Genomic DNA, 26026 nt, shown 5'->3' on the forward strand with positions numbered 1-26026 from the left:
ATCTTTGCTCCTGTGTAAAATTCATGTTTTGTTTTTTTTTAAATTTATCTACTACAAAAATATTAAACTTTGAATTTTACACACTTTTTGGGACAGTATCGTATTGTATATTAAAGTGATATCTTTTGAGATATTTTAATTTTTTAAAATAAAGAAAAAAATAAATATAACTTAAAATAGAAGAGTAAAGAAAAATAATTGCAAAATAAATGTAAAATAATCAAAAAACATTTGGAAGTATAAAAATAGTAATTATCTTTGTCGTGATGAAGGCAAGTGATGAAAGAGGAAAAGGACGAGAAGGTGGCAATTTTAAAGGCGAAAAATATATCTGCATAATATAAGATATGAGGAAGTGTTAAAATATGTGGAGAAGCCTTGCATGTACTAGAAAATTGCAGCCACCAAAGTCCGTGCAAGTGTTATCTCCACGTTTTTATATAAAAAAATTATTACCTGATAATCTTAATATTGGATAATTATTGATATATTCTCATCAACAAGTTGTATAGGGTAAAACTCAGGTGTATTTTATTCGAATTTTCAAGTCGATTTTTGTAACAGTACCATTTTTTCAAGTCGATGTATATAATATTTCATCAATAAAAAAGGATACATTCAGGATACATATCTATGATTTAAGGATACATTTGGGATACATTTACCTGTTTTTTCAACATTTCTTACATTTTATTCTTAAAATAAAAAACGGATATATTACTACAGTGATCACATTGTTTTTAAAAGTTGTCGAATTAAAAAAACTCTGTATCCGGTAAAATATTTCCTTTTGCTCATGTATAGTATTTTAGTTATGTGACTGATTCTTAAACTTCTTGATTTTCTTTCTACAGCAAAGAAAAATTATTTACTGATATATATTTTATTACGAATGATGATAGTTTAAAATATGGTATTTTGTATTGAAAGTCTTAAAATTGTTTCTCAATATAAACTATATGATGAAATTTTTTAATATACAGATGTTTTTGTTTCTTTAAAGGTATAAACATTTATAATTCAGATATATATAAAATTTTATGTACAGATATTTTTTAAAAAAGTAGATTTTGAATGTTAAAATTTTGTACAGATATTTTTTTCGATTGATTATTTCGATATAAACAAGATTAAGTAACATGAATATGTACAGACTTTTTCAGATATGTTAAAATATAAATATGTATTATTCAGATATATATCAAATTTCATGTACAGACTTTTTTGATGTTATATATATTTAAATTTTTGTTAAAATTTCTTTAACTTTAAATTGTTTTATAAAAATATTTGCATTTATTTCTTATATATTATAAAATATTTAATAATAATGTTAAATAAGTGTGGGTTTTATATCGTTGTCGTTATATAGTTTTAGAGAAAAATTGTCAAATTGCATTTTTGGATTTATTCCTATTGTTTATTTTCTTTGACAGTCTTTATTTTTGGAATGATTTTTAAGGTAATCTAAGCCATATCTTCTTAAAAATCATTATCGATATTGACTGATAAGATAAAAACAGTATATTTGCAGTTTGCAATATCATACGTTTTTTGTCATGAAGTCGTTACGCATGACAGCGTATGTATCAATAAGGTTTTAAATAGTACAGTTATGAAAGGCATAGTGTTAGCCGGTGGTTCCGGCACTCGGTTATATCCCATCACCAAGGGAGTCAGCAAGCAGTTGCTTCCCATTTATGACAAGCCTATGATATATTATCCTATCTCGGTTTTGATGTTGGCAGGGATAAGGGATATTCTCATCATCTCCACGCCTTACGATTTGCCGGGATTCCGGAGATTGCTCGGCGACGGTTCCGATTACGGTCTGCGCTTTCAGTATGCGGAGCAGCCTTCTCCGGATGGCTTGGCACAGGCTTTTCTCATAGGAGAAGACTTTGTGGGCGATGATAGCGTATGTCTCGTCCTCGGAGACAATATCTTTTATGGCAATGGATTCACTGCCATGCTTCATGAGGCTGTACGTGCTGCGGAACAAGATGACAAGGCTACCATATTCGGTTATTGGGTGGCTGACCCTCAGCGTTACGGAGTGGCGGAGTTCGATAACGATGGCAATGTTTTGTCTATCATAGAGAAACCTCAACATCCCAAGTCTAACTATGCTGTCATAGGTCTGTATTTTTATCCCAATAAGGTAATAGATGTGGCGAAGACTGTCAAACCTTCAGCTCGAGGCGAGTTGGAGATAACTTCCGTCAACCAGAGATTCCTTCAAGACCAACAGCTCAAGGTACAGTTGCTCGGTCGTGGCTTCGCCTGGCTCGACACCGGCACTCATGACTCACTCTCCGAGGCTTCTACTTTCGTGGAGGTGATAGAGAAACGTACTGGTCTTAAGATAGCCTGTCTCGAAGACATAGCTTTCAAAAAGGGTTGGATTAATAGAGAGAGACTGCTGTCTGTCGCCTCGTTGATGAGTAAAAACGAATACGGCATGTATCTCCTTAAAACATTGGAAGAGTCTAATAATTAATATTACGTGTTATGGAATACAGAAGAAATATAATGGTAACAGGCGGAGCCGGCTTCATTGGCTCTCATCTTGTACGTCATCTTGTCACAAAATATCCTGATTATCGAATTGTTAATGTAGATAAACTGACATACGCCGGCAATCTCGCTAATCTTAAGGATATTGAAGACAAATCTAATTATGTCTTCGTTAAGGCTGACATTTGCGATGCCGATGCCATCAGCTCTGTCTTCAGAAGATATGCCATAGACGGAGTGATACATCTTGCCGCTGAGAGTCATGTTGACAGAAGTATCAAAGACCCTTTCGTCTTTGCCAAGACCAATGTGCTCGGCACTCTCAACATGTTGTATTCTGCACGCATGTATTGGGAGAGTCTGCCCGAACGTTATGAAAACAAACTGTTTTATCACATATCGACTGATGAGGTTTATGGCGCACTTGCTTTCGACGGCACTTTGTTTACCGAACAAACCAAATATCAGCCTCACAGCCCATATTCTGCATCTAAAGCCGCGTCGGATCATTTTGTCAGGGCTTTTCATGATACTTACAATATGCCTACTATAGTGACGAACTGTTCCAACAATTATGGTCCTTATCAGTTTCCTGAAAAATTGATACCGTTGTTTGTCAATAATATACGTCATGGGAAACCTTTACCTGTCTATGGTAAGGGGGAAAATGTGCGTGACTGGCTCTTTGTGGAAGACCATGTCAGTGCCATTGATTTGATATTCCATAATGGCAGGGTTGCTGAGACTTATAATATAGGTGGTTTTAATGAATGGAAAAATATTGACCTCGTGAGACTTATCGTCAAGACGGTGGACAGACTGCTCGGCAATAAACCAGGGACATCGGACCATCTGATTACTTTTGTCACAGACCGTGCCGGTCATGACTTGCGTTATGCTATCGACGCTTCCAAACTTAAAAATGAACTCGGCTGGACTCCCTCTCTTCAGTTTGAAGAGGGACTCGAAAAGACTGTGCAATGGTATCTCGATAATGAGGAGTGGATGAATAATGTGACAACAGGCGAATATGAACGTTATTACGAAGAGATGTATTCCGGGAGATAATAATACATTATAAAGCTATGGGAAAAGTTGAACTGCTGAAATATGATAGTCTGTACAGGGATTTCATTGATGAAGAATTCCGTGTGAAAGGCGAAAACGAGTGTTTTTTTCGTGATAATCATGTGAAAAAACCTGAACATGGCTGGAGACATCTTAATCCGGACGAAGTGGATTGTCTCCTTGAAAACGGTAATACTGCCACTGACTGGTCTGAGGTCATGGTGACAGATGTCTTTGATCCTAAATTCATCAGAAACAACAGTTTCTACGGCTTGGTCAGGATAGGTGCCGTTGATGAAGGTGCGCTTCAGTATGACGGTCTTCGCCTTCCTGTTGGTATCACGGGGAGTAACATCATTTCTTGCGACATTGGCGATTTTGTCTCTATCCACAACGTTCATCTTGTTTCTCATTATATTATAGGTGACAAATGTATTTTGTTCAATATTAATGAAATGACCGCTTCTGCCTGTTGCAGGTTCGGCAATGGCATAGTGAAAGATGGTGAAAATGAAGACAGCAGGGTTTGGCTCGAAGTCATGAACGAAGGCGGTGGCAGGAAGATATTGCCTTTCGACGGCATGATAACGGCTGATGCTTATTTGTGGGCAAAATATGCTGATGACAAGTCGTTGCAGGACAGACTGTTGGAGATAACACAGAACTCTTTCGACAAACGTCGCGGCTATTATGGAATGATAGGTGAGTCGTGTGTCATGAAAAATACTTCTATGGTGAGAGATGTGAAGATTGGCTCGTACTGCTATGTCAGAGGTGCAAGCAGGATAGATAATGCCACCATCAACTCTTCTTTGGAAGAGCCTTCTGTTATTGGAGAGAACTCCATACTCGTCAACGGCATAGTAGGATATGGCAGTAATGTGTTGTATGGCGTGACAGCCAATAATTTTGTCATCGGCGACAACTGCAATTTGAAATACGGGGCACGTGTCGTCAATACAGTGGTGGGCGACAACTCTACTATATCATGTTGCGAGGTGTTGAACAACTTGATATTTCCGGCACATGAACAGCATCATAACAATTCGTTCCTCATAGCTTCCTGTGTCATGGGTCAGAGCAACATTGCGGCAGGCGCCACATTGGGGTCCAACCATAACAGCAGGGCTGCCGACGGCGAGATATTGGCAAAACGCGGATTCTGGCCGGGCTTGTGTACAAGTGTGAAGCATTCTTCTTCTTTCGCTTCCTTTACTCTTCTGTCTAAGTCGGACTATCCTTACGAGATGAATATTACTTTGCCATTTAGCTTGGTTAACAATAATTTGGCAAAAGATGAGCTTGAAATAATGCCTGCCTATTGGTGGATGTACAATACTTATGCCATGGCTCGCAATACTTCAAAATACCGGAAACGTGACAAACGTAAACGCAAGATACAGAATATTGAGTTTGATACTTATGCACCTGATAGCATGGACGAGGTCGCTGCTGCCCGTGAATTGTTGAGATTGTGGACGGCTAAAGCTTATATCAAGGCAAATGGTATAGATATCAATAGTTATGATGATAAGGCATTGCATGACCTTGGAAAGAGACTTCTCGACGATGAGATGGATACGGTGAAAGGTCTTGTAATTTTCGCTGATAATGTGGAGAAAAGCAATCGTAAAGTCCGTATATTGAAAGCTTATGAGGCTTATCATGCCTATGGCGACATGATAATTTATTATGCAGCGAAAAATATAGTGTGTTGTTTGAAGATGAATCGTATCTCGGTTGCCGATTTATTCGAAGATTTGAAACGGAGATCTCAGGAGAAATGGTTGAATATTGGCGGACAACTGATGTCTTCCAAGGATGTCGATAACCTTAGAGGTGATATTAAAAATGGGATACTGAAAAGTTGGGATGATATTCATGACCGTTATGACATGTTATGGCGGCATTATCCTGTCGAGAAACTTTATCATGCCTGTCTGTTGTTGTCGTTGGAGATGGGGCGTCCTGTAGAGGATTGTATTGTGGAAGTGTTGGACAGGGCTGTCGATATACAACGTGATATATGCGAGCAGGTGTATCTGTCACGTAAGAAAGATTATGATAATGAAATACGTAATGCCACTTTTCGTGATGAGGAAGAGAGAGATGCTGTCAACGGCAGATTGGAAGACAACAGTTTTATAATACAGATAAAGACCGAGACAGAGAAGTTTATTAATGATGTTGAAGAAGTAAAACGCATATTGTTATGAAAGATTATTTTGTTCATGAGTCGTCGTATGTTGATGATGATGTAGAGATAGGAGAAGGCAGCAAGATATGGCATTTCTGTCATATTCAGAGCGGCTGCCGCATTGGCAGGAACTGTTCTTTTGGACAGAATGTCAACATTGGCAACAATGTCAGGATAGGGAATGGAGTGCGTGTACAGAACAACGTCTCTATTTATGAAGGTGTGGAATTGGAAGATAATGTCTTTTGCGGACCGAGTTGTGTCTTCACCAATGTGACTGCTCCGCGTGCCAAGTTTCCCGTACATGGTGTATATGCCAAAACGGTGATACACGAAGGCGCATCATTGGGTGCCAACTGTACCGTGATATGCGGTCATAATGTAGGACGCAATGCTCTCATCGCTGCCGGCGCCGTGGTGACGAAAGACGTTCCCGACCACGCTCTCATGGCAGGCGTGCCGGCTCGTCGCATAGGCTGGGTGTGCGAATGCGGCAATCGTCTCGATGACTCACTGTCATGTCAATGTGGTAGATCTTATATGTTGAAAGATAACGGTCTTGTTCCGGTGAAATGATGTGCCTTTAATATGATATTTGAATAATGTTTTTTTTATTATACTATTTTAAAAAGATAAATAATAATAACAATAATTTATAAATGATAAAGACGGGATGATTTATGTTGAAATGATGATGTCATTCTGAAAAAATCTCGTTTTTTCATGTTTTTAAGACTAAAAAAATAATATGTTCGTTTAATGACAAACAGTTGTAATATGAAAAACTTTGCTATTATCGGCGTTGGTGGCTATATAGCGCCACGTCATCTGAAAGCCATAAAAGATACAGGTAACAATGTCGTTTCAGCCTACGATAGGAGTGACAGCGTGGGGGTGATAGACTCTTATTTCCCTGCTGCTTCTTTTTTTACAGAACAAGAACTCTTCGACCGTCATAATACACTTCTCAAAGAACGTGGTACTAATATAGATTATATCTCAGTTTGTACTCCGAACTATCTGCATGATGCGCATATTCGTTATGGTTTGCGTCTCGGTGCCGATGTGATATGCGAGAAACCTTTGGTGTTGAATCCATGGAATATCGATGCCTTGGAGAAGATCGAGAAAGAAACCGGGAGAAAGGCTTATACCATCTTGCAGCTGAGATTGCATGACTCTATTATTGCTCTTAAAAAGAAAGTCGAAGAGGGCCCGAAGGACAAGATTTACGATGTTGACCTTACTTATATCACTTCGCGCGGCAATTGGTATTATGCCTCATGGAAAGGTAATGAGAACAAAAGCGGGGGCATAGCTACCAATATTGGTATCCATTTTTATGACATGCTGTCGTGGATCTTTGGTCCGGTAAAAGAGAGTATTGTACATCTGTATTCTCATGACAGAGTGGCGGGATTCTTGGCATTTGAGAAGGCTCGTGTACGTTATTTCTTGAGTATCAACGCCGACACTTTGCCTACTCAAGCTGTCGCCGAAGGCAAAAGGACATTCCGCAGCATCATGATAGACGGTGAGGAATTCGAGTTCAGTCAAGGATTCACGGAATTGCATACCAAGAGCTATGAAATGGTCCTTAAAGGCGAAGGATTCCGTATCTCTGAGGCTCACAACTGTATCGACATAGTATATAAAATACGTAACAGCCGGCCTGTAGGTCTTAAAGGTGACTATCATCCATTGGCAAAACTGCCACTGTGCAGACATCCTTTCGGCTGGAAATGATGTGTTGCTGATAATGTTATATGATATTCTGTTTCTTGAATGTCGTTTTTTAAAATTTATTAGTAATGATATGTTGGCAATCGGTTTACGGTTGCTTTTTTTTGTGCCTTTTTATGCTTTTTATTGATGATAGGAATCGTATTGTCTTATTATTGTAAATATTTGTAAAAATAAATATTGATTTTTATAACAAAGATTGTAATAAATTCGTTATTTTTGAAAAATTTTTGTGATGAATATTGCGATAGTAGGTACCGGTTATGTGGGTCTTGTGTCGGGGACATGTTTCTCTGACATGGGTATCAATGTTTATTGTGTTGATATTGATAATGATAAGATTGAGAAGTTGAAGCGTGGGGAGGTGCCTATTTATGAACCCGGTCTCGATGAGTTGGTGGAGAAAAACGTCAAAGCCGGGCGTCTTCGTTTTACTACTGATTTGTCTTCCATACTCGATGATGTCGAGGTGGTGTTCAGTGCTGTGGGCACTCCGCCTGATGAAGACGGCAGCGCTGACCTCAGTTATGTCGTCAATGTGGCTGAGACAGTAGGTCGTTGCATGAACCGTTATATTGTTTTTGTCACTAAAAGTACTGTTCCCGTAGGTACATATAAAATTGTCAAAGAGACCATATCTAAGGAGTTGTCCCGTCGTGGCGTTGTCATACCTTTCGATGTGGCAAGCAATCCTGAGTTCCTCAAAGAGGGTGCTGCCGTTAATGACTTCATGCACCCTGACAGAGTGGTGATAGGCGTGGAAAGCGATAGGGCCAAGATGCTGATGGCTCGTCTTTACAAACCTTTCATGCTTGTCAACGACAGACTTATATTTACCGATATACCGTCTGCCGAGATGATAAAATATGCAGCTAATTCCATGCTCGCTACGAGGATAAGTTTCATGAACGACATTGCCAACCTCTGCGAACTTGTCGGCGCTGATGTCAATATGGTGCGTAAAGGCATTGGAAGCGATACCAGAATAGGTGCCAAGTTCCTTTATCCCGGCTGCGGCTACGGAGGCAGCTGCTTCCCTAAGGATGTGAAGGCTTTGATAAAGACTGCAGAACAGAATGGATATGATATGCGTGTACTTAAAGCTGTGGAAGAGGTCAACGATGACCAGAAAAAAGTCCTGTTCCGTAAATTGTACAAGCATTATCATGGCGATCTTAAGGATAAAACCATAGCATTGTGGGGTTTGTCGTTTAAACCGGAAACCGACGATATGAGGGAGTCGTCTTCTCTCGTCATTATCGACATGTTGATAAATGCCGGCTGTAAGGTTCGTGTCTATGACCCTGTCGCTATGAACGAATGTAAGAGACGGTTGGGCGACAAGGTGACGTATTGTTTGGACAAATATGACGCCGCTGTCGATGCTGACGCACTCATCCTCGTCACAGAATGGAAAGAGTTCAGAATATCAAGTTGGGATGTCCTTCGCAAAAATATGAGAAATTGTGTCATATTCGACGGAAGAAATATCTTCGACCGTAACGAGATAAGAGATGCCGGCTTCGTTTATTACGGCATAGGTGTTAATAATGAAAATGTTTGACATGCAAGATAAAAAGATATGTGTTATAGGCTTGGGGTATGTGGGATTGCCTTTGGCGCGATTGTTCTCTACCAAGTATTGTACTGTAGGATTCGACAAGAACAAAAGACGTGTAGATGCCCTTATGGCAGGTCATGATGATACTTTGGAATTGTCTGACGAGTTGTTACAGGATGCTTTGAATAATGGCTTTAGATGTACTGCCGATATTGAGGATATCAGAGATTGCAATATTTATATTGTTGCTGTGCCGACTCCTGTGGATGAAAACAACCGTCCGGACCTCACTCCTCTTGTAAAGGCGAGCGAGACAGTAGGAACCGTCATCTCTAAGGATGATATTGTCATTTATGAATCAACGGTATATCCCGGTATGACGGAAGAAGACTGTATCCCGGTGGTGGAGAAGGTGTCAGGCTTGTGTTATAATGTGGATTTCTTTGCCGGTTATTCTCCGGAGAGAATAAACCCGGGTGATAAGGAACATACGGTGGAGAAAATAAAAAAAGTCACTTCCGGCAGTACTCCACAAGTGGCGGACATTGTCGATGAACTGTATAACTCCGTGCTTGTCAATGGTACTCACCGTGCTCCTTCTATAAGAGTGGCTGAGGCGTCCAAAATAATAGAGAACACACAGCGCGATGTCAATATAGCTTTCATGAATGAGCTTGCCAAGATATTTAATGCCATGGATATTGATACTCACGACGTCATAGAAGCTGCATCGTCCAAATGGAACTTCATCAAACTTACTCCCGGTCTTGTTGGAGGTCATTGTATAGGTGTTGACCCTTATTATCTTATTCAGAAAGCACAGGTGTGCGGCATCTTTCCTCGTATCATGTCATCTGCTCGCCGCCTCAACGACGGCATGGGTGCCTATGTGGCAAACCGGACTATTCATTTTATGAATAAAAAGGGTGTCATGGTGAAAAATTCCGACATACTGATTCTCGGATTTACATTTAAGGAGAATTGTCCCGACATTAGAAATACCAAAGTAATTGATATTTACAATACATTTAAAGAATATACCGATAATGTCACTGTCTGCGACTGTCACGCTGATGCTTGTAAGGTTAAAGAAGAATATGATGTTGACATAGTGAAGTATGTTCCCGATAAACGTTATGATGCCATTATCTTGGCAGTGGCTCATGCTGAGTTCCTGAAACTCGATGTCAGGGCTTTTGCAAAAGACAATGCAGTGATATATGACGTAAAAGGTTGCTTGGACAGAAATATTATTGATGCAAGATTATGATTTAATACTGTAGAGATATGAAGATACTTGTTACAGGAGGAACCGGATATATTGGTTCTCATACTGTTGTGGAACTGCAACAGAAAGGCTTCGACGTCGTCATTGTCGATGCGTTGTTCAACTCACGTATCCAGGCTTTGGATGCCATAGAGTCTGTTACCGGCATTCGTCCGGAGTTCGAGTCGTTCGACCTCGCAGATAAGGCTAAGACAGATGATTTTTTCAGTCGTCATCCCGACATCAAAGGCGTCATTCATTTCGCTGCTCACAAGGCAGTGGGAGAATCAGTGGATGAACCGATAAAATATTATCGAAACAACCTGCTCTCTCTGATGAATGTTTTGGAAGCGATGAAACAGTATGGAGTGCCTAATATTGTCTTTTCTTCTTCATGTACTGTTTACGGACAACCGGACCCGGAGAATCTTCCTGTCTCCGAGAAGGCTCCAATCAAGAAGGCTGAAAGTCCTTACGGCAATACCAAACAAATAGCGGAAGAGATAATACAGGACTCTATAAATGCCTATAAGACATTGAATGGTATAGCGTTGCGTTATTTCAACCCTGTCGGGGCACATGAGTCTGCCAAACTCGGAGAACTGCCTCTCGGCGTGCCTAACAATCTGATGCCTTATATCACTCAGACTGCATACGGCATACGTCCGGTGTTACGTGTCTTCGGTGATGATTATGACACTCCCGATGGCACTCCAATACGCGACTATATTCACATCATGGACCTCGCACAAGCCCATGTGGTGGCGGTGCAGAGAATGATAGATGGCAAGATGAAGTCTCAGTTTGAGGTGTTTAACCTCGGAACAGGCAACGGTTATTCTGTCCTCGAAGCTATTCGTTCTTTCGAGAAGATGTCCGGTAGGAAATTGAACTATGAGATAACAGGACGTCGCGCCGGTGATATAGTGAAGGTGTGGGCTGACCCTTCATTCTCCAATAAAGAACTCGGATGGAAGGCTTCTCGTGGCATTGACGAGATGACATTGTCGGCATGGAAATGGGAACTCGCTTATAGAGAGGGTAAGACGGCTTTTCCCATTGAGGATTGACATGATTCATGTCATGATGTCGGATTAGACGGGTCGTTTTGATGATGAGATATAGTTTTTATTAAATAAAAATCAATGATATGAATAAAAATCATCTTATAATAATGGCAGGTGGTGTCGGCAGCCGTTTTTGGCCAATGAGTACTGCGGAGATGCCTAAACAGTTTATCGATGTGCTCGGCATAGGAAAATCCATGATACAGATGACGGTAGAACGTTTCGACGGCGTCATTCCTCAAGAAAACGTCTGGGTTGTCACTTCACAAAGATATAAGAATATTGTCATGGAGCAGCTCCCGATGGTCCCAGAGACACAGATACTTCTGGAGCCTTGTATGCGCAATACCGCTCCTTGTATAGAATATGTGAGTCGTAAGATATATGCACGTTATCCTGATGCCAATTTAGTGTTTTCTCCTGCTGACCATATAGTGATGGATGTGCTTGATTTTAAGAGAGTTATCTCAGAATCTCTTCGTTTTACCTCAAACCGTGCTGCCATACTCACCCTCGGCATGATGCCGTCGCGTCCCGAGACCGGCTATGGCTATATCAAGGCTCGCGACAATGAGAATGGCACAATTAAAAAAGTTGAGGCTTTCAAGGAGAAACCTGACATTAATACCGCCAAGGCATATCTTCAGGATGGCGGTTATTATTGGAATGCCGGCATCTTTGTCTGGAATGTAAAAATGGTTGTCGATACCATTGCTTCTCTCGTTCCTGACCTTCATGCTGTCTTCGACAGGATAACTCCTTCTTTCTATACTGATAATGAGCAGGATATGGTGAACGAGTATTTCCCGACATGTCCCAATATCTCCATAGATTATGCTGTTATGGAAAAAGCTGACGAGGTGTATGTATATCCGGCAAGTTTCGGTTGGAGTGACCTCGGTACCTGGGGCAGCCTTTATACTCATCTACCTCTCGATGCTTCAAACAATGCCGTGGTGGGGCAGGAAGTCAAGATGATTGACTGCAACAACTGTGTAGTCCATACCCCTATGGAGAAAAAAGTGGTGATACAGGGATTGAACGGTTATATTGTTGCCGAAAGCCGTAACACATTGTTGATATGCCGTAAAGAAGATGAACAGCTTATAAAAGAATGGCAAAAATAACGTGTTTATGATGAAAGTATAAGCTACAAGTGGGGCAATTATGCCTCACTTGTTTTTTATTATTGAAAATATTTGTTCTTCAATATTGAATAATTTAAAATATTATAATTATGAAATAATGGTAAATGAATGTTTTATTAAAGGAAGTGAAAGAAGATTCTATATTCAAAGATATGCGGCGTGAAAAACAATAACTTTCAAATCAAGAGGGCTTTGTCATTTTTACAAAGTATGACATCATGCGTACTTGCCTTGTATGGCGATAATGGCTGTCTTTATGCGGTACCAATGAGTTATGTTTATGATGATGGCAAGTTGTTTTCCCATTCTTTGGTGGTAAACAGACGTTTGAACTAATCTATACTAGATGATGTCTTCTATTTGTTGCCGGCGATGAACATGTTATGGAGTATTTTTGCTTTCTTTATATGAATTATCCATAAATTTCAGAAATATATAAACGTTTTTATGATTTTATTTTAATTTTGCAACATAAAACACAACTGCAATGAATAATCAGGAAGATTTAAAAGAAGAAAAGAAGTCGCTTAATTTTATTGAAGCGATGGTAGAGGAAGATTTGAGAAAAGGTAAGAATGACGGCAGGGTACAGACACGGTTTCCTCCTGAACCTAATGGTTATCTTCATATTGGTCACGCCAAAGCTATCTGCTTGGACTTCGGTATTGCGGCAAAGTATGGAGGAGTGTGTAACCTCCGTTTCGACGACACCAATCCTACTAAAGAAGACCTCGAATATGTCGATGCTATCAAGGAAGACATACAATGGCTCGGTTTTCAGTGGGGTAATGAGTATTATGCTTCTGATTATTTCAGTCAGTTGTGGGATTTTGCCGTGCGTCTCGTTAAAGAAGGCAAGGCTTATGTCGATGAACAGAGTTCTGAAGTAATAGCCTCGCAGAAAGGTACTCCTACACAGCCCGGTATCAACAGTCCGTACAGAGACAGACCTGTTGAAGAGTCTTTGGCGTTGTTGTACAAGATGAACAGCGGTGAGATAGAAGAAGGCAAGATGGTTCTTCGTGCCAAGATAGACATGGCAAATCCCAATATGCACTTCCGCGACCCTATCATCTATCGCGTGGTGAAGACTCCTCATCATCGTACTGGTAATAAATGGTATGCTTATCCCATGTATGACTTCGCCCATGGTCAGAGTGACTATTTCGAAGGCGTCACACATTCTTTGTGTACCCTCGAGTTTGTGGTGCATCGTCCTTTGTACGATTATTTCATCGATGAACTGAAAGAAGGCAAGGACCTTGACGACCACCGTCCGCGTCAGACTGAGTTCAATAAGTTGAATCTCAACTACACCCTTATGAGTAAACGTAATCTTCTCATCTTGGTGAAAGAAGGTCTTGTTGATGGATGGGATGACCCCCGTATGCCTACCTTGTGCGGATTTCGCCGTCGTGGATATACTCCGGAGGCTATACGTAACTTCATTGATAAGATTGGTTATACTACTTATGATGCCTTGAATGACTTTGCCTTGTTGGAAAGCGCCATACGTGATGACCTTAACGCTCGTGCTACAAGGGTGTCGGCGGTGATAAACCCGGTGAAACTGATAATAACCAACTATCCGGAAGGACAGACAGAGATGATGCATGCCGTCAATAATCCGGAAGACGAGAACTCCGGTTCTCATGATATTGTTTTCAGCAGAGAACTGTGGGTGGAACGTGATGACTTTATGGAAATTGCTCCTAAGAAATATTTCAGAATGACACCGGGACAGGAGGTGAGGCTGAAAAATGCTTATATAGTGAAATGTTTGGGATGTAAGAAAGATGATAATGGTTGCATAACGGAGATTTATGCAGAATATGACCCTATGACTCGTAGCGGTATGCCGGAAAGTAATCGTAAAGTCAAAGGGACGTTGCATTGGGTGAGTTGTGACCATTGCATAAAAGCTGAGGTGCGTTTGTATGACAGACTCTGGAATGTGGAGAATCCTCGTGACACTCTCGCCGAGATACAGGAGAATCAAAATTGTTCCCCATTGGAGGCAATGAAACAGATGATAAATCCCGACTCCCTGGAGATAAGAGAAAACTGTTATGTCGAGAGCTATCTTGCCGATGTGAAACCGTTACAGCATTTCCAATTCCAGAGAATAGGCTATTTTACTGTTGACAAAGACAGCACACCGGAACATCTTATATTTAACAGAACGGTAGGACTGAAGGATAATTGGTCTAAAAACATGTGATCTATTAAAGACGTCATATAAACGTATTGAAGATTTTAAATTCAGTGTGTTAATAGTGGTTGCCTGATTTTGTTAGACAGCCATTATGTTTTGTTAAATAATATTGTCATTCGATAATACTTTTGTATCGTATTACTGTACAAAACTGTTTTTATGAAAAAAACGTGTTTCAGCAAAACAAGATTTATTACCAAAAACAAGATTTATCACCATAAGGCATGATAAGTTTTGTGATAAATCAAGATATAGAAGTACAATAATTTAAAATATCAGGTATTTTTGTCCTTATTGTCGTTTTTCAATATTTTTTTCAATAATATGTTGTAACTTCGCAACATAAAAATGTATCAATATGAATGTAAAAACTAATTTAGATTATTTGAAAGGTTTTGTCTCTGACAATCAGATGAAAGAATACAGTGACAAGGTAGAATCTGTTTTTGATGTCATTTATGGCAAGACAGGAGCCGGCAATGATTTCCTCGGATGGGTGACTTTGCCGGGAGAAATTGACACCGTGATGCTTGAAGATATCAAGGCGACGGCAGAGGACCTGAGGCGTAAATCGGATGTCTTTGTCGTTGTCGGCATAGGCGGCTCTTATCTTGGCGCGCGTGCCGTCATCGAAGCTCTCGGCTCTCATTTCACTCAGCTTATGGGTGAGGAGAAGACTCAAATCGTTTATGCAGGCAACAATATGAGTGAGGATTATCTCGCTGACTTGTTGCATCTTCTCGATAAAAAAGAATACTCCATGACAGTAATATCAAAGTCCGGCACTACTACAGAGCCTGCCGTGGCTTTTCGTATCCTGAAAAATCATATAGAGAAGAAATACGGCAAGAAAGAGGCCCGGTCGCGTATCGTCGCTGTTACCGACAGAGCCAAAGGCGCTTTGAAAACTTTGTCCGACAAAGAGGGTTATAAGACATACGTGGTACCTGATGATGTTGGTGGCCGCTATTCAGTACTTACTCCTGTAGGACTACTCCCTATTGCTGTCGCCGGCATCGACATTGCAAAACTTGTTGAGGGTGCACGCATTATGCAGAACTATTGTCTCGCCAATGAAAATGCTGACAATGAAATAGCAAGATATGCTGTGGCTCGCCAGGTCCTGTACCATACCGGCAAGACAACGGAGTTGCTCGTCAATTATGAACCTCGTCTTCTTTATTTCTCGGAATGGTGGAAACAGCTGTATGGCGAAAGCGAAGGCAAGGACAATAAAGGCATATTCCCCGCTTCGGTGTCTTTTACTACCGATTTGCATTCTATGGGACAATATATTCAGGAAGGACTGCGCAATATCTTTGAGACTGTCATCTCTGTTGAAAATTCTGACAATGAGATACTTATCCCTGAAGATGATGAGGATCTCGACTCCATGAACTATATTGCCGGCAAGCGTCTGTCTTTTGTCAACCATACCGCAGAGAAGGCTACTATTTTGGCTCATGTCGATGGAGGAGTGCCCAACATTAGGTTGGAGATACCGCGCATCTCGCCGGAGGTGATGGGTGAGTTGATTTATTTCTTCGAGATGGCATGTGCCATAAGTGGATATATGCTCGGTGTGAATCCTTTCAATCAACCCGGGGTGGAGGCTTACAAGAAAAACATGTTCGCCCTTCTCGGAAAAAAAGGTTATGAAGACAGAGCTGCAGAGTTAAGAAAGAAAGATAATAAATAAAAATACAGACTTTTGAATAACAACTATAAAGATATAGAAATTATGGCACCGGCAGGGTCTTACGAAGCCTTGTCGGCTGCCATTCAGGCAGGCGCCGGTTCGGTTTATTTCGGTATTGGACACCTTAACATGCGTTCCAAATCGAGCAAGAATTTTACTCTCGATGACCTTAAAATGATATCGGATATTTGCAGAGATAACGGTGTCAAGAGTTATGTCACTGTCAATACTGTGGTTTACGACTCTGAGATGGAAGAGATGCAAGGACTTTTGGATGCTGTGAAAGACAACGGCATTTCGGCTGTAATAGCTTCCGACCGGAGTGTGATACAGTATGCTCGGCAGATTGGCGTTGAAGTGCATATCTCTACACAGTGTAATGTTACTAATGTGGAGGCTGTCAGATATTATTCTCAGTTTGCCGATGTCATGGTGACAGCTCGCGAATTGAATTTGGACCAGGTGCGTTATATCACACGGCAGATTGAGGAGCAGCAGATAAAAGGACCTAATGGAAAGCTTGTGCGTATCGAGGTGTTCTGTCATGGCGCCTTGTGTATGGCAGTATCCGGCAAATGTTATCTCAGCCTCGACAATTTTGGTTCTTCCGCCAACAGAGGCGCCTGTGTACAGCCTTGTCGTAGAGCTTATCAGGTGACAGACAGAGATAATGAGATAACACTCGCCATCGACAATGAATATATCATGTCGCCGAAGGACCTGTGTACCTTGCCTTTTCTCGACAGAGTGCTCGATGCCGGCGTCAAAGTGTTGAAAATTGAAGGTCGCGGTCGTTCTCCGGAATATACCAAAGTGACAGTATCGGTATATCGTGAGGCTGTCGATGCTCTCGCTAACGGCACTTTTGATAAAACGTTCATAGATGCCGGAATGACACGTTTACGCTCGGTATATAACAGAGACTTTTGGGATGGTTATTATCTCGGACGCAAAATGGGGGAATGGACCCGACGTTATGGTTCTCAGGCTACTAAGACGAAAATTTACGTTGGCATAGTGACTAATTATTTTGCTAAGATAGGTGTCGCTGAGGTCAAGATGGAGACCAACGAACTCAGTGTAAATGACGATATTATGATTATTGGTCCTACTACCGGGGTTTATGAAGATGTCGTACGCGAGATCAGAGTTGACCTTGAACCTGTAAAAACTGCAGAAAAAGGCGTTCTTTGTTCCTTGCCGGTGAAAACCCTCATCCGCCGTGGCGACAAAGTGTATAAAATAGTGTCTTCTGATTCTTTATTGTAAAACTTCTTAAATGCAACAGTTTAATTTTCATACACATAGCTGCTATTCCGATGGCAAGTCATCACCTGAGGAATTGGTAAATGAGGCTCTGCGTCTTGATCTGAAGGCTCTTGGCATATCAGACCATTCTCCTGTGCCTTTCAAAAATGCTTTCGCCATAAAAAATGAGATGACTGACAATTATGTGGCTCTGCTGAAATCTTTAAAAGAGAAATACAAAGACAGGATACATCTTTATTCTTCCATGGAAATGGAATATTTGCCAGGTGTAAAGGTGAATTTTGATGATTATAAGAGACAGCACGGGCTGGACTATCTTATCGGCTCCGTACATCTTATCGGTGATGACTTCGATAATCTTTGGTTTATCGATGGTCCTGATCCAAAGACTTATGATGATGGATTGAACCGTTTGTTCGGCGGTGACATCAGAAAGGGAGTGAAGGCGTTTTTTGAGCAGAACAACAAGATGATAACAACGGAGTCTTTCGATATTATAGGGCATTTCGACAAAATCAAGATGCACAACAGAAACCGTTATTTTACCGAAGATGAAACCTGGTATCGCAATCTTGTCATGGAGACTTTGCATTTGATAAAACAGAAAGACCTTATTGTGGAAATCAACACACGTGGCATCTATAAGGGACGTTATAACGGTTTTTATCCTTCAGAATGGCTGTTCAAGAAGATGAAAGAACTTGAAATACCTGTAATAATAAGTTCGGATGCACATCATTTTTCCGAGATAGTATCCTGTTTTGACGAGGCGGAAAATGCCTTGAAAGCGGCAGGCTACAAGGAAGTGATGTGTTATGACGGTAATGTCTGGAATGCCGTGGCGTTGTAATCCATGCATCTCCGTTCGATGTCTTACGGATTTCTTTGTGTTATCTTTATTATTTTTGGTGTGACATTTTTAAACTGAGGCATTGTCATGCCTATGGATGCGTTGGTATATGTAGGGTCGCATACATAATATTTCTTGCCGGCGTAATTGAAGGCATCGCCATCTATATCGGCGTCATTGCCGAAATATACGGCTGTTGATATATGTCCTTCATACTGCAACCCTATGACTTGCGCATTGGTATATGTAGTCACTAACCATGAGAACAGAGCGGAACGGTCTTCACAGTCGCTGTATGGATACCCTATTACCTCTTCAGGATAGAAATATTTCTCATATCCGAACTGTTCTTCGTCAGTCTTGTAATCAAATCCTGTCTGCACCATGTTGAGCAGTATTTCTATGAACTGTACAGGATTGTAAAGTCTTTTCAGTTCCTCTAAACCTTGGTTCAGCGACTGTTGTGCTTCTATCGACAAAGGAGAGACAAAATAGATTGGAAATATTGTCATTGGGACATCGTCGAGATAGGCAAGATGGGCGCTGTTGTAAGGTATGTCTATGCTTTTGTTGACTTTTTTGATGTCAATTTTACGCATACGGTCGCATTCTCCCATGTTGAGGATATTGTAGAAATCGAGGCTCATTTGTTTCTTTGACACGTCCTGTTCGCAGAAGTCGTATGAATAAACGCTTTCATCGGCATTGCCACCACCGTAAACGGCATAGTATTTCACTTTGTTTTTCCCGTCTTTGCTTTCGTCGAAACGGAAAAATATATAGGAATAGACTTCTTTCTTATTGTCTAAGGCAAGAAGTAGTGTCAGTTTGCCGGTGTCTTTGCCACGTGCTATACGTGTTTTGTAATTACCTTCGTTGCGCAGCATGTAAAAACAGAATAGTACTCTGTCTTCCATATTGTCGGGAAACAAGACTTCCGACAAAGAACGTAATAGGCAGAAATAACCCCACTCGTTAAGTCCGAAGTTGTTTACAATATTTGCAAGTTCCTGCCACAATGCACGGCTTTCTTCCTGATATTTGGCTATATCTGTAATGTATTCCGATATTTCTTTCTCGTCAGTGCCTTTTGCATGAATCATCAATTCCGGACTGACGGGAATATCGACGAGTCTTCCGTAAAAGTTGAGTCTCGCCACGTCGTTTTCAAGTTTTCCATTGATATGGCTGTATGATGCCGACGGGCGCGACAGTTCTTGTACTCCGTTATTATCCAACCGTTTACGTACCAAATAACTGTTATCCTCCATGTCATCGTATTCTGTAGCTGTTGCATGTGTTATCTTGGGCAAGTCTATGGAAGAAGCGAATTCGATGGACGATTGCGCATCTGTAAGAGCTTTTTCTTTTGCACTTGGTATGTTTTTCAACTTGGGCATCGTCATGCTCAACTGATGGGCTTTGAAGTCTTCGAACAACTTCCATTCATTGGCAATAAATTCTGCAAACTCTGCAGTGCGCTCCTCTATGAAACTTTTATATTCTTTTTGTATTTGTTGCAGTTCGTTTTTACTTTCATCTACCATCTGTTTCATGGCTCTGTTGACGGAATCCATATATCTTTGATAGTCATCCTGTGCATGAAGGGTCGATAAAGAGATGATAAACAATACAAACAATGATATTCTTTTCATAATTGTGAATTTGTTCCTGCAAAGTTAACAATAAATTATGCCAATATGATAAAAATTGAAAAAAATAATAAAATATATATATATCTAATAACATATATAATACATAAAAATGCTTTTTCATATTGAAAAATAATAAAAACGAGAGTGTCAGCTCAAAGGCGACACTCTCGTTTCAAGAATTGATAAAATATTTACAAAAAAATTATAATACCTGTTAATTAGGATTGAATTCCGTATGTACGAGACGTACAGGATAACCTTCGCCTTCTACATCTGAAGGATCGACGGATTCTATGTTGCCGGTTGAAGCATTTAACATGTTCAGAGTGCTGTTGCTGTTGCCGTCAGCAATCCAATAGTATGAAGGAGAATATTGCCATGATGTGCTTCCATAGGTACTCGGATTGGAGTTGTATCCTGCACATAACATGAATATGGCATTGTACATGTCTTCATATTTCTGGATGGAATCCGATGACAATGAAGTCGGTTTGATGTTCTTGTTGTTTACTATATAAAGAATATATTGATTCTCGACTGCCTTTGATGGTGTAACGCTACTTGTGTAAAGTGCACTTCCTATGTTGTAATTTGTGTTGTTGAAAGCGCTATAGTCGTCTGTCGTCATTGTTGCGAAACTTGTTGTGTAGGTGCTGCTGCTTAACATCACGCCATAATCGTAATCACCTGTCAGAGAAGTGCCTCCCGTATAATACCATGGAGTACCTGACTGATAATTGTAAAGGTTCAAAGGAGACGGGGCACCGCCGACGCCTGTGGCACCGAAAGCATAATCGTCGAAACGCATATTGGAAGCTACAGCGCCATTATAACCCAAACAGGCATTCACCTGTGACGTATAGATGTTGGTTTGAATATTGCTTGGAGACTGTAAAGAACCGCTAAAAGTGGTATATAAATTGCCGTTGGCAAATCTGATAAGACGCCCTGTGGCAGTTTTGAAGATACCTCTTGTGCAGTTCTCATTGAGCATATATGTGGCGTTTGTTATGGATGTCACATTGGTGGAAGTTCCTCCGTTGTAAGAATTATAGCCGAAGTAAGCACTTGGATGAGTTATTGCGGCATTCTGAGAATAAGAGTCGCTGAAAAACTGTACATTGACATCACCCGGTAAGGCAGAAGGATCATAACCCGGCAGTATCACATAGAGTTTGTATGAGCCGTCGGATTGTTTTGTGGGTTTTCCTACGTAAATGGATTTTGTGGTGTTGTCATAGGTATAACCTCCGGTAAAACCTACGGTAAGTTTTGTGTTTGGCACAACCGAACCGGTGAATGTCATATAAAAGTTGTCAACGGCATACGTGTTGGTTTGGTCCACCATGTCGGTTACATCGTATGAGAAAAGGCAGACTCTGTTGAGCAAGTTGAGATTTGCAGTCCAATTTCCATTGACATTTTTGAAATTGCCGGTTCCCATGGCATATTGAAGTTCCGGAAGACTTGCCAATGTGCCGTCCTGGTTGGTGAAGTCGAGCGTATATGATGTATTATACGAACCGGTGCTGTTTGTTATGGCACTTTCACTGAAATTAGTACCGAGATAGTGGAAATCATAAGAGTATGAAGCGAAGTTTTCAGCAGTCTGATCACCCATAAGGGTTATCTGACCTGTAAAAGTAGCCACATTGGTGTTAACATTGTTGGTGATGGACAAAATGCCTGCAACACCTGTAGTGGTTCCTTCGGTATAACAAACCACGATCTTGTCGTTACCTGTCCATACTATGGTGCCGTTGTCCGAAATACTTGTCTTGCTGCCACCATTGTTTGGAATATTGAGCGACACATTGATTTTATCACCTGTGGGAACAACAGGAAGCACTTCCGTATTTTTCTTACATTGAGTGAACAACAGACCGAAAACGGCAAAAGCTGAAATTAACAATACACTTCTTTTCATAACACATCATTTTTTTTGTTAGCACTTCTTTTAATTACTACATAACCGAGTCCGGCAGCTGTCAACAGCAACAGACCTCCTCCCAAAGGTGTGGTGGGCGGATCCTGGTTCAATGATTGAATACCGAAACCTCCGTTGTTGGGAGACGTGATGTCTATACTTGTCCCGTCTCTTCCTGTCCTCGCATCATCGCTCCAGTTGAAAAACCGGTCTGATTGTGCATGTGTTGTCGGCGCAATGCAACATGCAATTGCTACGGCAATGACGAATCTTTTCATTTTTTTTAATTTTTTCATTTTCCTGTTGATTTGATGATTAATTAAATTTGTTGACTTACAATAATATTTTCGTTTAATTGTATTCATAATTGCTACGAGACATTAATTGCCTCGTAGTTTTTTCATAATATAGTTTCGCATTAAATATCTTTTCAAGTTTTTATAGTCTTGTTTTTTAATTTGTTAATAAAAATGATGACAACTTTTCGGCATTTTGCAATTCTTGTTTTTTTTGATACTTTAAAATGGCAGATGCCGGTAAAGCGAAACTGTCTCAGCAGGAAATAACATCTCAAACAAATAATTGTTCTAAGGTCTTTTGAAAATGTTTAAAAAAAATTAATTGAGATGTTTTTGAGTAAAATGATAATGTATTTGTGATGATGTCATTTTAAAGAAATAAAAAATAACTCAATGAAAATCAATGAATATTTACTGACGATTTATTTGGTGTCTTTGTCGGTGTTTTTTGTCAGTTATTAATAATAAGGTGTGTTTTTTTTATGAGACGGGAAAATATGAAAGACGATTTGATGGATGAGGGATAGAATAAAAGATAATTAATGAAAACTTTGAGATGACTTTCAGTAAGTAAGGCTGTAAGTCTGACTTGTCATGTCTGTTTGTGATTATCCGTTGCAGTTTATGTAGGTTTTTTGATGAAGTGAGAGTATGTTGGATGATTCATGAAGACTAAAAAACAAAGGACACCTCCATGTTTGATCTGAGGTGCCCCTTGGAAACGATTTTAATATTTACAAAAAATTATAATGCCTTATTGATTACTGGAATTTGTGGGTCGAATTCAGTATGAACAAGACGTACTGGATAACCTTCGCCTTCTACAATTTCAGAACCAACTTTCTCTATCTTGCCGGTGTTGGGATTTAACATATTGTAAGTGTCGCCGTTGTAGCCGTCAGCAATCCAATAGTTTGAAGGATATACAGACCATGATGTAATTCCATTATTATCTTCCGGATTGCTGTTGTATCCTGTGCATAAAAAGAATATAGCATTATACTTCTTTTCATATAAAGTAATATCTGACTCATTTAATTCTTTTGGTTTTAAAGTTATGTCATTTACTATATAGAGTATATTTTGGGTAACATTTGCTTTTGAAGGTAAGACTGGAGAAGAATATGTGGTGCTCCCTATATTGTAGTCCTCAAAGGCACTAAAGTCGTCTGTAGTCATTGTTGCAAAACTTGTTCCAATGTTTAACATCTTGCCATAATCAAAACTACCTGTCAGATAAGTGCCTTCGGTATAATACCATGAACTACCTGACTGATAATTGTAAAGGTTCAAAGGAGACGGGGCACCGTCGACGCCTGTGGCACCGAAAGCAAAATGATCAAAGCCTTCAGAAGAATTAGTTCCTAAATAAGCATTTACTTGTGATGTGTGTAAAGAAGCTTCTCCATTCACATATTTTAAATTACCCTTGGCAATTCTGATAATACGACCCTTGGCAGTTTTGAAGATACCTCTTGCACAGTTTTCATTGAGCATATATGTGGCGTTTGTTATGGATGTCACATTGGCGGAAGTTCCTCCGTTGTAAGAATTATAGCCGAAGTAAGCACTTGGATGAGTTATTGCGGCATTCTGAGAATAAGAGTCGCTGAAAAACTGTACATTGACATCACCCGGTAAGGCAGAAGGATCATAACCCGGCAGTATCACATAGAGTTTGTATGAGCCGTCGGATTGTTTTGTGGGTTTTCCTACGTAAATGGATTTTGTGGTGTTGTCATAGGTATAACCTCCGGTAAAACCTACGGTAAGTTTTGTGTTTGGCACAACCGAACCGGTGAATGTCATATAAAAGTTGTCAACGGCATACGTGTTGGTTTGGTCCACCATGGCGGTTACATCGTATGAGAAGACACAAATCTTGTTTTCAAGGACGAGATTAGCAGTATAGTTTCATTGACATTCTTGAAATTGCCGGTTCCCATGGCATAGTGAAGTTTTGAGAGACCTGCCAATGTGCCGTCCTGGTTGGTAAAGTCGAGCGTATATGATGCGTTATACGAACCATCATCGTTTAATATGGTACTTACATCGAAATCAGACCCGAGATAGTGGAAATCATACAAGTATGAAGCGAAGTTTTCAGCAGTCTGATCACCCATAAGGGTTATCTGACCTGTAAAAGTAGCCACATTGGCGTTAACATTGTTGGTGATGGACAAAATACCGACTACACCTTTATAATTCAAATTACCATTACCTCCCGAATAACAAACCACTATCTTGTCGTTACCGGTCCATACTATGGTGCCGTCGTCCGCAATACTTGTCTTGCTTCCCCCATTGTTGGGCACGTTAAGTGTCACGTCTATTTTCTCGCCTGAAGGTATGACGGGAAGCACCTCCTGGTTTTTCTTACATTGAGTAAACAACAGACCGAAAACGGCAAAAGCTGAAATTAACAATACACTTCTTTTCATAACACATCATTTTTTTTGTTAGCATTTCTTTTTTTAATCGCGACATAACCGAGTCCGGCAGCAGTCAACAGCAACAGACCTCCTCCCAAAGGTGTGGTGGGCGGATCCTGGTTCAATGATTGAATACCGAAACCTCCGTTGTTGGGAGATGAGATATCAACAGTACCGTCTCTTCCTGCACGAGTGTCGTCGGTCCAGTTGAAGAACGCGTCGGATTGTGCATGCACGCCTGGTGCGATGCAACATGCAATTGCAAAGGCAATCGCCAATTTTTTCATTTTTTTCATTTTCTCAGTTGATTTAGTTATTTTTTTGGTTTTCATTTCAATTTTATGCAATATTAATTCTCGTCGTCGTTATCGAGAACATAAATCGTCTCGTTGCTTCTTTTCATCATGTATTTTTCTCGGGCAATCTTTTCAATGTAAGCGGAATCACTCTCCAATCTCTTGATGGTTTCGTTCTGTTCCCTGATTTTCTCCTCATAATTGCGGGCGGTGTTCCTCAAATTTTCAAGTTCCCTGTAATTTTTTTTATGATAAGAAAAATTATACTGGTCGAAAAATACCACTATTGCCGCAAACAACAGTGTGGCAATCAGATATTTGTTCCCCAGCCTTTTTAAAATGTCTTTTATTTTCATAACTTACAACATTTTACATTTTTCTTATCATGACGTATGACAACCCTACATTGTTTTTTAGAGTTTGCACAATAATCATAACTTATAAAACCTATCCAAAATTCTCCTATTGCTTGCAGACCGCAAAGATAAGAGAATTTTTATAAATAGTGCATAAAAAATTGATATTTTTTTAAAAAGATATTAACAATTGCTGTAACATTTTGATTATCAATCAAATTATTGTAAATATAATTTTTAAATTACAGTAATCTAAGGATAGAAAAATCTGTTGTTTGTGATTATATTGGAATATTTCAGTCTTTACGATAGTAAAAATAGTGAAATTCAACAGAAATAATGAGGTTTTGCTCGGGAAGGCATGTAAAATGAGATTGTGAAAATGGCGTTTCAACTTCCGATTTTGCTGTTTCAGTAATATTTTTGATATAAGAATTTATGTGTGGAATAATTTTGTACC

Annotated in this window: 21 protein-coding genes; 14 read left to right on the top strand and 7 right to left on the bottom strand. The window is 40.0% G+C overall.

Annotated features, from left to right (window positions below; genetic code table 11):
- Window positions 1-1615 precede the first annotated feature (1615 nt).
- The 14 genes from rfbA to ACZOVS_RS00070 all read left to right on the top strand — a co-directional run bounded on the left by rfbA (window position 1616) and on the right by ACZOVS_RS00070 (window position 18601).
- Window positions 1616-2500: a glucose-1-phosphate thymidylyltransferase RfbA gene (gene rfbA, locus ACZOVS_RS00005; RefSeq protein ID WP_483995182.1), complete on the top strand. Its 885-nt coding sequence runs from the start codon at window positions 1616-1618 to the stop codon at window positions 2498-2500.
- An 11-nt stretch (window positions 2501-2511) separates the two neighbouring features.
- Entirely contained in the window at window positions 2512-3585 is a 1074-nt protein-coding gene (gene rfbB, locus ACZOVS_RS00010) for a dTDP-glucose 4,6-dehydratase (protein ID WP_483995183.1), read from the top strand.
- Between the two features lie 17 nt (window positions 3586-3602).
- On the top strand, window positions 3603-5801 hold the full coding sequence (locus ACZOVS_RS00015) for a DUF4954 family protein (RefSeq protein WP_483995184.1): 2199 nt from the start codon (window positions 3603-3605) through the stop codon (window positions 5799-5801).
- Window positions 5798-6358 carry an acyltransferase gene (locus tag ACZOVS_RS00020; protein WP_483995185.1) on the top strand — a complete coding sequence of 187 codons (561 nt, stop codon included), beginning with the start codon at window positions 5798-5800 and terminating at the stop codon, window positions 6356-6358. The genes ACZOVS_RS00015 and ACZOVS_RS00020 overlap by 4 nt, the downstream gene beginning before the upstream one ends.
- A gap of 201 nt (window positions 6359-6559) precedes the next feature.
- Window positions 6560-7528, top strand: a complete 969-nt coding sequence (locus tag ACZOVS_RS00025; protein WP_483995186.1) for a Gfo/Idh/MocA family oxidoreductase — start codon at window positions 6560-6562, stop codon at window positions 7526-7528.
- 232 nt (window positions 7529-7760) lie between these two features.
- Window positions 7761-9089, top strand: a complete 1329-nt coding sequence (locus ACZOVS_RS00030; protein ID WP_483995187.1) for a UDP-glucose dehydrogenase family protein — start codon at window positions 7761-7763, stop codon at window positions 9087-9089.
- A gap of 1 nt (window position 9090) precedes the next feature.
- Window positions 9091-10356, top strand: a complete 1266-nt coding sequence (locus ACZOVS_RS00035; protein WP_483995188.1) for a nucleotide sugar dehydrogenase — start codon at window positions 9091-9093, stop codon at window positions 10354-10356.
- 17 nt (window positions 10357-10373) lie between these two features.
- A complete protein-coding gene (gene galE / locus ACZOVS_RS00040; RefSeq protein WP_483995189.1) occupies window positions 10374-11423 on the top strand; it encodes a UDP-glucose 4-epimerase GalE in 1050 nt (349 codons plus the stop codon).
- Window positions 11424-11503: 80 nt separating this feature from the next.
- On the top strand, window positions 11504-12547 hold the full coding sequence (locus ACZOVS_RS00045; RefSeq protein WP_483995190.1) for a mannose-1-phosphate guanylyltransferase: 1044 nt from the start codon (window positions 11504-11506) through the stop codon (window positions 12545-12547).
- Window positions 12548-12727: 180 nt separating this feature from the next.
- Window positions 12728-12904 carry a hypothetical protein gene (locus tag ACZOVS_RS00050; RefSeq protein WP_483995191.1) on the top strand — a complete coding sequence of 59 codons (177 nt, stop codon included), beginning with the start codon at window positions 12728-12730 and terminating at the stop codon, window positions 12902-12904.
- Between the two features lie 151 nt (window positions 12905-13055).
- On the top strand, window positions 13056-14789 hold the full coding sequence (locus ACZOVS_RS00055; RefSeq protein ID WP_483995192.1) for a glutamine--tRNA ligase/YqeY domain fusion protein: 1734 nt from the start codon (window positions 13056-13058) through the stop codon (window positions 14787-14789).
- Window positions 14790-15141: 352 nt separating this feature from the next.
- A complete protein-coding gene (locus ACZOVS_RS00060) occupies window positions 15142-16482 on the top strand; it encodes a glucose-6-phosphate isomerase (protein WP_483995193.1) in 1341 nt (446 codons plus the stop codon).
- 12 nt (window positions 16483-16494) lie between these two features.
- Window positions 16495-17751 carry a peptidase U32 family protein gene (locus ACZOVS_RS00065; RefSeq protein ID WP_483995194.1) on the top strand — a complete coding sequence of 419 codons (1257 nt, stop codon included), beginning with the start codon at window positions 16495-16497 and terminating at the stop codon, window positions 17749-17751.
- A 10-nt stretch (window positions 17752-17761) separates the two neighbouring features.
- The gene (locus tag ACZOVS_RS00070) at window positions 17762-18601 is read left to right on the top strand and encodes a histidinol-phosphatase (RefSeq protein ID WP_483995195.1); all 840 of its coding nucleotides are present in this window, start codon (window positions 17762-17764) and stop codon (window positions 18599-18601) included.
- A 23-nt stretch (window positions 18602-18624) separates the two neighbouring features.
- On the opposite strand, the gene ACZOVS_RS00075 is transcribed toward ACZOVS_RS00070, so the two are convergent.
- From ACZOVS_RS00075 to ACZOVS_RS00105, 7 genes are all read right to left on the bottom strand, one after another.
- On the bottom strand, window positions 18625-20256 hold the full coding sequence (locus ACZOVS_RS00075) for a hypothetical protein (RefSeq protein WP_483995196.1): 1632 nt from the start codon (window positions 20254-20256) through the stop codon (window positions 18625-18627).
- A 214-nt stretch (window positions 20257-20470) separates the two neighbouring features.
- Window positions 20471-22183 carry a hypothetical protein gene (locus ACZOVS_RS00080; RefSeq protein WP_483995197.1) on the bottom strand — a complete coding sequence of 571 codons (1713 nt, stop codon included), beginning with the start codon at window positions 22181-22183 and terminating at the stop codon, window positions 20471-20473.
- The gene (locus tag ACZOVS_RS00085) at window positions 22180-22461 is read right to left on the bottom strand and encodes a hypothetical protein (protein ID WP_483995198.1); all 282 of its coding nucleotides are present in this window, start codon (window positions 22459-22461) and stop codon (window positions 22180-22182) included. Before ACZOVS_RS00085 ends, ACZOVS_RS00080 begins: the two co-directional genes overlap by 4 nt.
- A 765-nt stretch (window positions 22462-23226) precedes the next feature.
- A complete protein-coding gene (locus tag ACZOVS_RS00090) occupies window positions 23227-24333 on the bottom strand; it encodes a hypothetical protein (RefSeq protein ID WP_483995199.1) in 1107 nt (368 codons plus the stop codon).
- A gap of 5 nt (window positions 24334-24338) precedes the next feature.
- Window positions 24339-24923, bottom strand: coding sequence for a hypothetical protein (locus tag ACZOVS_RS00095; protein ID WP_483995200.1), 585 nt, complete (start codon window positions 24921-24923; stop codon window positions 24339-24341).
- A complete protein-coding gene (locus tag ACZOVS_RS00100) occupies window positions 24920-25201 on the bottom strand; it encodes a hypothetical protein (RefSeq protein WP_483995201.1) in 282 nt (93 codons plus the stop codon). The genes ACZOVS_RS00095 and ACZOVS_RS00100 overlap by 4 nt, the downstream gene beginning before the upstream one ends.
- 62 nt (window positions 25202-25263) lie before the next feature.
- Window positions 25264-25566, bottom strand: coding sequence for an FtsB family cell division protein (locus ACZOVS_RS00105; protein WP_483995202.1), 303 nt, complete (start codon window positions 25564-25566; stop codon window positions 25264-25266).
- Window positions 25567-26026 lie beyond the last annotated feature (460 nt).

The sequence above is a fragment of the Candidatus Limimorpha avicola genome (assembly GCF_056978975.1).